Source organism: Bacillaceae bacterium S4-13-56 (genome assembly GCA_040191315.1).
GTDB lineage: Bacteria > Bacillota > Bacilli > Bacillales > JAWJLM01 > JAWJLM01.
Window position 1 is genome coordinate 111,274 of sequence record JAWJLM010000002.1, and the last position, 12,757, is coordinate 124,030.

Annotated in this window: 6 protein-coding genes; all 6 read left to right on the forward strand. The window is 38.1% G+C overall.

Features of this window, described 5'->3' with window-relative positions; translation table 11 throughout:
* The first annotated feature begins 123 nt into the window (after positions 1-123).
* The 6 genes from RZN25_01595 to RZN25_01620 all read left to right on the forward strand — a co-directional run bounded on the left by RZN25_01595 (position 124) and on the right by RZN25_01620 (position 12,755).
* Positions 124-2,883, forward strand: a complete 2,760-nt coding sequence (locus tag RZN25_01595) for an EAL domain-containing protein (GenBank protein ID MEQ6375530.1) — start codon at positions 124-126, stop codon at positions 2,881-2,883.
* Positions 2,884-3,656: 773 nt separating this feature from the next.
* Positions 3,657-4,817 carry an acyl-CoA dehydrogenase family protein gene (locus RZN25_01600; GenBank protein ID MEQ6375531.1) on the forward strand — a complete coding sequence of 387 codons (1,161 nt, stop codon included), beginning with the start codon at positions 3,657-3,659 and terminating at the stop codon, positions 4,815-4,817.
* Between the two features lie 2,211 nt (positions 4,818-7,028).
* Complete coding sequence (locus tag RZN25_01605; protein ID MEQ6375532.1) at positions 7,029-9,407, forward strand: DUF4350 domain-containing protein; 2,379 nt, start codon at positions 7,029-7,031, stop codon at positions 9,405-9,407.
* Positions 9,404-10,339: an ABC transporter ATP-binding protein gene (locus RZN25_01610; GenBank protein MEQ6375533.1), complete on the forward strand. Its 936-nt coding sequence runs from the start codon at positions 9,404-9,406 to the stop codon at positions 10,337-10,339. The genes RZN25_01605 and RZN25_01610 overlap by 4 nt, the downstream gene beginning before the upstream one ends.
* On the forward strand, positions 10,336-11,199 hold the full coding sequence (locus RZN25_01615) for an ABC transporter permease (GenBank protein MEQ6375534.1): 864 nt from the start codon (positions 10,336-10,338) through the stop codon (positions 11,197-11,199). The genes RZN25_01610 and RZN25_01615 overlap by 4 nt, the downstream gene beginning before the upstream one ends.
* 17 nt (positions 11,200-11,216) lie before the next feature.
* Entirely contained in the window at positions 11,217-12,755 is a 1,539-nt protein-coding gene (locus tag RZN25_01620) for a hypothetical protein (GenBank protein ID MEQ6375535.1), read from the forward strand.
* Positions 12,756-12,757: the final 2 nt, after the last annotated feature.

The window sequence follows — 12,757 nt, forward strand, 5'->3', positions numbered from 1 at the left end:
GAAGGGCGCTTGCGCTTTTCTTATTCCAAATATAGATAAAAAACGGACTTTATAGTAAAATACATTTCAGGGAGATTATTTGACCTTTTTCGACAAAAGTTCCGAATGAGAGAGGGAAAATTGATGAAAAAGCTTGGTAAAAAGGAATTGCTATCTGCGCCTGGAATTGGTGCTATTTATTTTGGAATAGCCATTATTTGGGTTGTATTGTCCGATATGTTCATGTATTCCATTTTGGAAGATAGTCAACTGGCCTCTGTGTTAAAAGGGGCAAGTTTTGTCATACTTACCTCCTTCCTTCTCTATTATCTGATCAGGAAACAAAATCATGAAAAGATAGAACAAGAGAAAAGGTTATGGAACTCAGAAAATAAATATCAAACCGTTTTTCAACATTCTTCGAGCGGGATGTTACTTGTACATCCTGAAACGTATTCCATAATTGATTGCAATGAAACGTTTAGCAGATGGACAGACTTCACCAAGAAAGAGCTAAATGAATGTACAGTACAGGATATCTTACAAGAAGGAAGTCCAGAAGTGCCTGAAGGAGATACATCGGAGTGGCATCTTATCAGTAGAACGCAGGAATTGCTTCATGTTGTTGTACGCCAAAAGACACTCTCTTATGATAACGAGACATTACTTTTATACAACATGATCAACTTAACCCCCATCATGAAACAGAATCAAAAGCTAAAAGAGATCTCAATGGAGAGGAACCGTTTCATTCATGCTTTGGACTCTGTGAGGCAAGGGATTATTTTATGTGACCATGATGGAAGTGAATATATTATTAGGTATGCAAATAAAGGTTTAGATCAGCTATTGGGCACTTCATCAGCATTAATGTTTGACCAGCCATTATTTTCTATATTAGAAAATTATTCTGATTTGCCCTCTTTAAAACAAATTCAAGATGCTCTACTTCAAAAGGTATCAACAACAGTGGAACATGAAATACATTCAGATCATGGAAAACATTTTTGGAATGAATTAACCATTGAGCCTGTTTTTAATCAAAAAAATAAGGTAGAGAATTTTGTTTTATTTTTCTCAGATATATCGGATAGAAAGATTACCGATCAAGTGCTAAATACACATAATCAATTATTAAAAGGAATGTTTACAAACCGAAATGTCAATGATATTTTGACAGGCATCATTGTTCTGGTTGAACAGTTAATTCCACAGAGCATGGCTTCCGTGACGATGTTTCCAAAAGGTCATCAAGAATACATAGCTCCTACGTTGAGGATGAAATTAAAGAAGTCTTATGAACCGTTTTTACGTCAAATGTTTCAAGCCGTATGGACAACTGATAACCAAGAGGATATCTTTCTCGTTGAAAGAGTCGAGAGCTCTCTTCACCTTCAAGGTGTGTCGCCTTTATTGGAAGTTCAAGGGATACGCCAAGTAATTCTTGCCCCCATTGAAGGAAAAGATGGGCAATGGGTGGCGTTGATTCATCTATTTTTAACAAGAGACAAACCTTTAACAGATATTGAAAAACGCTCTTTAACAGAAAATATTCATTTGGCTAGAATTGCCATTTTATCTAAAGAAGCGGAAGATATTATTTATCATCAGACGAATTATGATGATCTAACTGGACTTCCCAATCGTAAACATTTATTAAGACTGATGGCTAATTGTTTTAATTCCTGTGATGACGATGATACTCAATGTGCCGTCTATTTTATCGATGTTGATAGATTTAAGCAGATTAATGATACGTTTGGCCATTCTGCTGGTAATGAAATGTTGATAGAAGTATCAAATCGTTTGAAAGAACAGGCTGGTAGTCCCACCATTCTATCGAGGTTGGGTGGAGATGAGTTTGCGATTGTAGTCAAACCCTTGGATCCTTCACCAAATTGGCAAGAAATAGGGGACTATTTCTTGCAGGCCCTTCAGTCGCCATTTTCGATTGGAGAGCACCAAATTAAAATGACAGGCAGTGCCGGGTATGCTATTTATCCAAACGATGGGAAGACACCAGAAGAACTATTGAGGAATTCAGATATTGCTATGTTCATGGCCAAGGAAAAGGGAAAGAACCAAGTAGAAGCATATAATGAAACCTTAAGATTGCAAACAAAGAGATTACTTCTGATGGAGAATAACCTGAAGAAAGCTATAGAAAATAATGAATTTATTTTGCATTATCAACCCCAATTTGATTTGTCATCGGGAGCACTTACGGGTTTTGAAGCATTAGTGAGGTGGATGCATCCTATTTTTGGAATTATTCCTCCAAGCGAGTTTATACCAATCGCTGAAAAAAATGGGCTCATTGTTCCGATGGGGAGATGGATAATTAGAGAAGCTTGTGAACAAGCAAAGAAATGGCAACTTCAAGGATATCCGCCAGTAATGATGGGAATCAATATTTCACTAAAACAATTTATGCAAAAGGACTTTGTCCAAATGGTATTTGATATTTTAGAACAAACGAGATTAGACCCACACTTTCTTACTATTGAAATTACAGAAAGTGTAGCGATGCATCGACCAAATGTAACGATAGATGCTATGAATCAATTAAGAAAAAAGGGAGTAGGCATTTCCATTGATGATTTTGGTACAGGATTTTCTTCCCTATCTCATCTAAAGGACTTACCGGTTTCCATGCTGAAAATTGATCGATCCTTTGTAAATGACATTACAAAAGAAAAATCTAAAGCATATGCCATTACACAAAGTACCATTCAGTTAGCTCATAACTTGAACTTAAATATTGTTGCAGAAGGGATAGAAACAGCAGATCAACTTAAAATTCTAAAACGCTATTTCTGTCAAACAGGACAAGGTTTCTTTTTTAGTCGCCCACTCCCAGCAGAACAGGCTGTAGAGTTCTTTCACCAACAAGTTAAGGTATAAATTTCAAAAGACTTCACATTCTTAGAAAGGGATGCGAGGTCTTTTTCACAAGATAAGAATCATTATGCCTCGCTTCGCGGAACCATCATCTACCATGAAAATGGATTCGTAATCAAACAAGGAGGATAAATCTTGTTCATCTTCGGGAATACCTTTAATAACAATATGACCAGGTCGAAATATACATTGGTAAATCCTGAAAAAGGATACCCTACATAAGAAAGGATACCCTGCATAAGAAACGGGTTGTGACGGTATAGAAGTACCATCTATTGTAACTTGATCACGTAAACAAAAGTTTTACAGGGCCTGTTTTCATACAAAAGTATAAAATTAGTCTAGCTCCAGCGAAACAGCTTCATCAAGTAATCTTCGAAGTTTTTGCCCCGAGTAAGGAAAGCTACTTAGAGCTACTTCGCAGAAACAAGTGTTTTTCTTGTTTTGAGGGGCGCTTGCGCTTTTCTTGAAAGATAAAGTATAAAATTTGTCTAGCTCCAGCGCCCTATCGACTAGAGTCGGTTCCCTCCTCTCCATCGATAAGTCAACATCGATTCACTTCGTGAACCGTGTTTCCTTTGGGCCTACACGATGTAGGTCACGTCGGCGTTGTCACACGATGTGACGGCTTTAGCCGACGATCCTTAATATCGATGAGGTCCACCGCCTTACGTCGATGATCGAGGGCGCTTGCGCTTTTCTTAATTCCCTTTTCTGATAAAGATCTTTTAATTCGAATAAAATAGATAAGAATACTTTCTTTAAGGAGGGATTTGATGTCAAATCATTTTAATACATTTATTAAAAATGAAAGACAATCAGAGTTATTTCAAATTGCAGATGAGCTTGCAGATAAAATTAAGGTACGAGTGGATGAAGGCGATAAAACAGGTACTTTTTCTAAAGAAAATGTAAGGGATATAAAAGAATCTGGATATTTGACTCTATCTTTACCAGAGGAGTTTGGTGGGAGAAATTTATCTTTATATGAACTTTTACTCCTTCAAGAGCGCTTAGCGGTAGCAGATGGATCAGTCTCTTTATCCATAGGTTGGCATTTAGGGGTTATGATGGAACTAAGTGAAAAATCTCTATGGTCTGAAGAACATTTTAATTTCCTGGCCAAGGAAGTCGGCTTTCACAGAAAAATTGTGAATCGAGCTGCTTCTGAACGTGCTACAGGAAGCCCTGCTAGAGGGGGAATTCCAGAGACAAGGGCAGTTCGTGAAGGGGATCACTATAAAATTACCGGGCGGAAAACCTTCACGACCATGGGAGATGTTTTGGATTATTTTATTGTCACGGCCTATATCGAAGACCTTGATACTGTTGGAGCATTCCTAATTGAAAAGGAAATGCAAGGGTTGAGAATAGAGCATACCTGGGACACATTAGGTATGCGTGGCACAGGGAGTGATGACTTAATTTTAGATGGAGTTAAAGTGCCTACTGACCGATTAGTGGAAACGAAAGGGGAAAGACCTACAGATCCAAAAGGGTGGTTACTGCACATTCCAGCCTGTTATTTAGGAATTGCAATGGCAGCTCGTAATGATGCTATTGAATTTGCGAAAAACTACCAGCCTAATAGTTTAAACACTCCTATTGCTGAGGTGCCACATGTTCAGCTAAAAATAGGGGAAATAGAAATGAAGCTTATTCATGCGAGAACGTTTATGTATGCTGTTGCAGAAAAATGGGACTGCTCGTCTCATGAAGAAAGAACAAAACTAAGTTCGGAATTAGCTGTAGTGAAAACGGTAGCTACGAATGTTGCAAATGAAGTGGTTGACTTATCTATGAGAATCGTTGGTGGAAGAGGATTATCTAAACAGCTTCCATTTGAAAGATACTATCGAGATGTCCGTGCAGGCCTCCATAACCCACCAATGGATGATATGGTAATTCAGATGTTGGCAAAACAAGCATTGAAATAAAAAATGCGTGAATAGACTTGACCTTGGCATGTTGGCTCCTTGGCCGGGTTCTATTCACGCATTTTCTTTTATATTGGGGGTTAAATTGGTTAATAGAGTGGTTCTATTAACGTGTTTTCAGTTGTGAGAGAGCAAAGTCGGTAAATAGAGTGGTTCTATTAACGTGTTTTTAGTTATGAGAGAGGAAAATCGGTAAATAGAGTGGTTCTATTGACGTGTTTTCAGTTATGGGAGAGGAAAGTCGGTAAATAGAGTGGTTCTATTAACGTGTTTTTAGTTGTGAGAGAGCAAAGTCGGTAAATAGAACGCATCTATTAACGTGCTTTCAGTTGTGAGAGAGGAAAGTCGGTAAATAGAAAGGTTCTATTAACGTGTTTTCAGTTAAGGGAGAGGAAAATCGGTAAATAGAACGCATCTATTAACGTGTTTTCAGTTGTGAGAGAGCAAAGTCGGTAAATAGAACGCATCTATTAACGCGTTTTCAGTTGTGGAAGAGGAAAATCGGTAAATAGAGTGGTTCTATTAACGTGCTTTCAGTTGTGAGAGAGCAAAATCGGTAAATAGAAGGGTTCTATTAACGTGCTTTCAGTTGTGAGAGAGCAAAATCAGTAAATAGAAAGGTTCTATTAACGTGTTTTCAGTTATGAGAGAGGAAAATCGGTAAATAGAACGCATCTATTAACGTGCTTTCAGTTGTGAGAGAGCAAAGTCGGTAAATAGAATGGTTCTATTAACGTGTTTTCAGTTAAGGGAGAGGAAAATCGGTAAATAGAACGCATCTATTAACGTGTTTTCAGTTGTGAGAGAGCAAAGTCGGTAAATAGAACGCATCTATTAACGCGTTTTCAGTTGTGGAAGAGGAAAATCGGTAAATAGAGTGGTTCTATTAACGTGCTTTCAGTTGTGAGAGAGCAAAATCGGTAAATAGAAGGGTTCTATTAACGTGCTTTCAGTTGTGAGAGAGCAAAATCAGTAAATAGAAAGGTTCTATTAACGTGTTTTCAGTTATGAGAGAGGAAAATCGGTAAATAGAACGCATCTATTAACGTGCTTTCAGTTGTGAGAGAGCAAAGTCGGTAAATAGAATGGTTCTATTAACGTGCTTTCAGTTATGAAAGAGCAAAATCGGTAAATAGAACGCATCTATTGACGTGTTTTCAGTTATGGGAGAGGAAAATCGGTAAATAGAAGGGTTCTATTAACGTGTTTTCAGTTGTGAGAGAGGAAAATCGGTAAATAGAGTGGTTCTATTAACGTGCTTTCAGTTGTGAGAGAGGAAAAACGGTAAATAGAACGCATCTATTAACGTGTTTTTAGTTGTGAGAGAGCAAAGTCGGTAAATAGAACGCATCTATTAACGTGTTTTCAGTTGTGAGAGAGCAAAGTCGGTAAATAGAAAGGTTCTATTAACGTGTTTTCAGTTAAGGGAGAGGAAAATCGGTAAATAGAACGCATCTATTAACGTGCTTTCAGTTATGAGAGAGGAAAATCGGTAAATAGAACGCATCTATTAACGTGCTTTCAGTTATGAAAGAGGAAAATCGGTAAATAGAACGCATCTATTAACGTGCTTTCAGTTATGAGAGAGGAAAATCGGTAAATAGAACGCATCTATTAACGTGCTTTCAGTTATGAAAGAGGAAAATCGGTAAATAGAACGCATCTATTAACGTGCTTTCAGTTATGAGAGAGGAAAATCGGTAAATAGAACGCATCTATTAACGTGCTTTCAGTTATGAAAGAGGAAAATCGGTAAATAGAACGCATCTATTAACGTGCTTTCAGTTATGAGAGAGGAAAATCGGTAAATAGAACGCATCTATTAACGTGCTTTCAGTTATGAAAGAGGAAAATCGGTAAATAGAACGCATCTATTAACGTGCTTTCAGTTATGAAAGAGGAAAATCGGTAAATAGAACGCATCTATTAACGCGTTTTCAGTTGTGGAAGAGGAAAATCGGTAAATAGAAAACGTCTATTGACGCATATTCATTAGGTTGGTAGCAAAATCGGTAAATAGAAGGGTTCTATTAACTTATATTCAAATGTGGAAGGGGAAAGTCGGTAAATAGAACTCCATCCTAAGGCCACCTTTTTCGAAAAATCGAACCCTTTTCCCTTTTGAAATCGTCTATACTAGATATAGCATTTAAAATTATTTTTAGGATTTGAAAAGTAAATATCGTCTATGAAGAGAAGAGGGGGCATTTTGTGAAACACACAAAAAAATTATGGACTGCCATCATTTTTCTTATGCTTGTTACATTTTTCCTGCCGGTTCCTACTGTTCACGGAGAAGGCGAGCGGCTGGAGATTGATATTCAAGTGGGCTTTAATGGAAAAGTGAAACAAGACAGAAGTTTCCCAGTACATATTGAAGTAACTAACGATCAGGAGGACTTTTCTGGTGACCTTGTTCTAACTGTTCCAAGGTATGGGAATGCAGTGGGAAATCTTGTGATCCCGATCGACATTGCAGCGAACTCTACTAAAACAATTAGTGTGGTTGTCCCAACAGGCACAAGCGAGTTTAATCCACAGTATAATAGGGTGCCTGAACAGCAGTTTGCGCTTTTTGAGGGATCTTATGAGGATGGAAAGGAAGTTTCCATTGATCCGGATTTATCGATTCAGCCACAAATTACATCTATGGATCAAATAATGATTGGTTTTTTAAGTGATCGACCAGATGCTATTAACGATGTTAAATTAGCACGGTTCACTGGTAATTCGCCTCAAGTTGTTCAATTAACAGAGCAAGATTTATATAGTGATGCAAATGCTTATGACACTTTAGATGTAATTGTCATTTATGATACATCTCTGCTTAGCAAAGATGAGGATGCACAATTAGCTATTAGAGAATGGGTGTCAAAAGGTGGGATATTAGTTGTTGGTAGCAGTTTTGAACTAGCTCAACAACTAGGGACACTATCCGAGCTATTAGCTTTTCAAGTATCTGGAGAAGAAGAGATTTCTTCTTTTGAGGCTTTTGAAAAGGCAACTAGAGAGCCTTTTACAGAGAATAGTTTTAGAATTTATACAGGGGACCTTCATGAAGAGGGAAAGATCCTTTTTCAGGAAAGTGAAAAACCTTTAGTTGTGACTCGCTCCATTGACCAAGGGGCTGTCATTCAACCACTTTATGATATAGGAGCACCTGCCCTGGATGTATGGCAGGGCATTGATGAGTGGTGGTCCGCTTTAATTGATGGGTCTAACCTATATGTTTCATCAAAAGGGATGTACTTTGAAAATGTTTTAGAGCAGTTTTCAAGAATTGTAAAGGAATTTCCAAACTTTGATCAAATTTCTATTGGTGTACTTGTTTTATTGTTTTTTGGTTATTTGTTCCTATTTGTTCCAGTACTGTATGTGCTATTAAAGAAAATGGACAAAAGAGAATGGAGTTGGGTCATTATTCCTTCTTTGTCTATTGTTTTGAGTCTGGCTCTATTTGGATTTGGAGCAAAAGATCGGATGGGAGACTATCAAGTCAATACTGCTTCTGTCATTCAACTTTCAGAAGATGGATGGGGCTCCGGATATGGAGGAATTGCCTTTTTATCTCAAGGAGCAGGTGAATATGAAATAAAGCTTGATAAGCAGTATTCACCATTTCCGTCAGATCAAGTCCAAGCATTAAATAAAGTGCCTGCTGTAAAAACAGTGAATGATCAATCGGTTATTTCCTACCCCAATGTAGAGTTCTGGTCGACAAGATCTATGACTATTCATCATCCTTACCAACAATATGGAGCTATTCAGGGAAACCTTGAATATAAGGATGGGAAATTACTTGGAACTATTTCAAATGAATTAGGATTGGCTATCTCAGAAATCTATTTAATTGCGGGAGATAAAATTGAACAATTAGGGAAATTAGGTACGGATGAGTCGAAGGAAATTTCTATTTCCATAAGAATGGATAGACTTTTTGCAACTAGAACACCTGATATGGCTTATCGACTTTTTCCATTCAATTCTATGGGACAAAGTGCTGATGAATATTTAGAAAGAGAGCTTTTCCGAATAGCTTTTGAATCACCGCAAATTATGCAAAAGCAGAATCAACCTTATTTCTATGCGGTAACAAAAAAGCCGATTATGGACATTCCAGTAAATGAAAAGAAAACAGAACAAACTGCGCTAAACTTATTTATTCAAGAGGTTCCATTTTCCATAGAACAAAAGGGAGCAATGGATGTTAATCTAACCCTTGATATACCCAAAATACAAGCCGAAAAAGGGGAGATCGATTTTAATTACTTAGAACAAGGGAATGGTCAATCGATGATTGAAGCGAGTGCAGGTTCGTATTTGTTAAACTACACTCTTCCTGAAACTTTTCAAAAAGTTGATCCAAGCTCGATAACGATTTCAACTAGTCCTTTTGGAGGGGAAACATATGAAGTTTTTTCTCATGTAACGGGAGAATACCTTCCATTCCCATCAAACAGAGCAACTTTCGAGGGTGAAAAAGCTATGGAAATCCTTTCAGAACAGGGAATTCAAATAAGAGCTACCCTTCGTAATGGGGGCCCAGCATCTGTACCGAGTATCTTGTTGAAAGGAGTTGCTCGCCCGTGATAGAAATTCGTAATCTTACCAAAAGATATGGTAGCTTTACAGCTTTAAATAATTTAAATATATCCATTGAGAGTGGATCTGTTTTTGGGTTTGTAGGGCCAAACGGTGCAGGAAAGTCCACCACTTTTTCCATTCTCGCTACCCTTTTAGCCCCAACGGAAGGAACCGCATTTGTAAATGGCTTTGATGTAACGAAAGAACCTAAGAAAGTACGTAGACATATTGGATATATGCCTGATTTCTTCGGAGTATATGATCAGCTCAAAGTGAGAGAATATCTTGATTTTTATGGGGCTTCCTACGGATTAACAAGTCAGGAACGAACGGCTCTTATTCCTCAATTGTTGGAGCTCGTGAATTTGTCCGAGAAAGTGGACAGTTATGTGGATGTTCTTTCTCGAGGAATGAAGCAGAGACTTTGCTTGGCGCGTGCCCTTATCCATGACCCGGAAGTTCTGATTCTGGATGAGCCTGCATCTGGTTTGGATCCAAGAGCTAGAATTGAAATGAGAGAAATCTTAAAGGAATTAAAGCGGATGGATAAGACGATTCTTATATCTTCCCATATTTTGCCTGAATTAGCGGAAATGTGCGATCATATAGGGGTTATTGAAAATGGTACTTTAATAGCTGATGGTGGAGTTGTTGATATTGAAAAACAACTGCAGGCTAATAAAGTAATCACTGTTACTGTCCTTGATCGTTTGAATGATGCGCTTCTTTTCTTTAATAAGGCTGAAGGTGTAACCGGCGTGGACGCGGTAGAAGAACGAGAAAACGAATTGATTTTTTCTTTTGAGGGAGATGACCAACAGCAAATTGAATTGCTGAAAAACGCAGTCCAAGATGGAATACCTATTTTAAACTTTTCTCAAAGGCAAACTAATCTAGAAGATATCTTCCTTGAAATTACGAAAGGGGGAGAACAATGAACCGATTAACAACCCTTTTCATTAATCCTGTACTTAATAAAGAGTTCAAGCTCCGGTTTCGATCCTTTAAAAGCTATTTAGGTATTTTCTTCTATCTCTTGGTTCTTGGAGGGGCAAGCCTCGGATTTATGGGTATCCTTTCTCAAGTTGGGGGGATAGGAAATATTGGGTCAGAAGAAAGTAGATACTTATTTATTTTTATGTCCTTAGGTCAAATTGGATTGATTTCGTTTATGACTCCTGGACTAACAGCTGGAACGATAAGCGGAGAAAGAGAAAGGCAAACGCTAAATATCCTACTAACGACACAACAGTCTTCGACGACCATAATTTTAAGTAAACTCATATCCTCTTTGTCGTACTTATTGGTGGCTATTTTTTCATCCTTACCTTTATATAGTTTGGTATTCTTGTATGGTGGGGTGTCCCCAATAAGTGTTTTAGCCTCGTTTGGCGTACAAATTTTAACGATGCTAACGATTGGGAGTCTTGGAGTGATGTTTTCTACTATAATTCGAAGAACCATGATCTCTGTCATTGCAACGTATGCGACAATGCTTGCCTTAGTCATCGGTGCAGCATTAATTGTTCTTTTATTTGGTTCTATATTGCTGGGATACAATCAGAATCCAGGATCAGGTGTCTTTTGGTTCCGATACTTATTTTTAATGTTAAATCCACCGGTTGTTACAATATCCGTATTAGAACCGCAATTCTTCTCTCAGATGTTTTATCAACCTGGACATGCAGCAGGAACTTCCCTATGGATAGGATTTGTTCTTTCTTACATCGGAATCACTATTCTTTCCTTATGGATCGCTATACAAAAGTTACGCCCTAAAATGAAAAGTAGGGGATAAGTGGGAGATGAGTGGTTATGAATCACTTGTTAAAAATTGCTAAAAGAAAGCTATGGATAAAAGCCATTGGAGAAAGTGTCCAATGGCTCTTCCTCATACTTATGGGATTGGCCTTTTCTTGGGGAATTGCCGCTCGTTTTGTAACCATCCCTTACTTGTTTGAAAAAATAAGTTGGAGTTGGGGATTTTTCATTATTAGTTGGTTGATTTATCTCGTAGGGACAAAAAGGCCAACGAATGAACAAGCTGCTCATTTGTTCGATCAATTGTTTTTAGGAGATTACGTAACAACTGCATTAGAATTCAAAGAGGATCAGAGTGCTGTTGCCGTAATCCAACGAAAAGAAGCAATTGAAAAAATGAATAACCATTTACCGGAATTAAAGGGAAAGAAAATGATCCGTTGGCATTCAACTATTTTATCCTCAGCGACTATTATGATGGTTTTCCTTGGGTTAAGTTTTCTTTACCCAACAGATGCTTTGCAGAATGCGAAAATGCTAGAAAAAGATTTACAGATTGCTGAAAAAGCTAAGGATGAAGTAAATGAAATCGAGAAAGATGAGGAGCTACCAAAAGAAGCAAAGGAAGAATTAGAAAAGCTACAAAAAGAAATAGAAAAGCTTCGTACAAGTGAGGAAATAAAAGAAAGGCTATTAAAGTCTGAAGAGGAGATTAATCAGCTTCGAAAAGAGGTTTCTTTTAATCAACAGAAAGTAAATGAGTTTATATCTTCTTTAGAGAACTTTGGATCTGAAAAGTTAAAGAAGGCAATAGAAGAAGGGAACAATGAGGAAGCTGTTAAAGAGTTACAAAAAATGATGGATGATTTAATGAAAAGTGAGGAAGGAGAACAACTCTTGGAAAGTCTTGCTCAAAATTTAGGAGCTGACATGAACTCCTCACAACTAAGTCAAGCTTTGTCAGAACAGCTTCAAGAACTTATGAATAACGTAAGCAATCTTGAAAATCTACAGACAGCCCTTCAGCAAGCCGCATCCAACTTGCAAGGAGAGATGATGGCTGCTGGATTAACGAATACAGGTTCTCTTTCATTTGCAAGTGGAGGAACGAATGCAGGAGGTGGAGGGGGCAGTTCTTCGGGAAGCGGTGGTGGAAGCCCAGATTCTAGTGGGAATTCCAGCTCCTCTAATGGTGAAAGTTCGGGAAATAGTGACGGAAATGGAAATGGTTCCAATTCTGGAAGTGGTAACGGATCTGGAAGTGGAAGTGGTTCAGGTACCGGGACAGGAAATGGTACGGGTTCAGGTGCTGGAATGGGAGAAGGTTCTCGACAATTACTGACTGTTCCACAAAACTTGGACGGCGAGACGGAACCACTGCAACCAACAGCTCCAAATGGCGATGGTCCAAGTACGTATCAAATCATGGGGAATTCACCGATTATTTCTGGGAACTCTCAAGATTACGAGGCAATCTTAGGCCAATATGAAGCTGCCTATCGAAACAGTTTGGACCGGCAAGATTTGCCTGATTATTTAGAAGTGATGATTCAACAATATTTTACCGATCTTCAACAGGGACAGGGGGAGTAAAG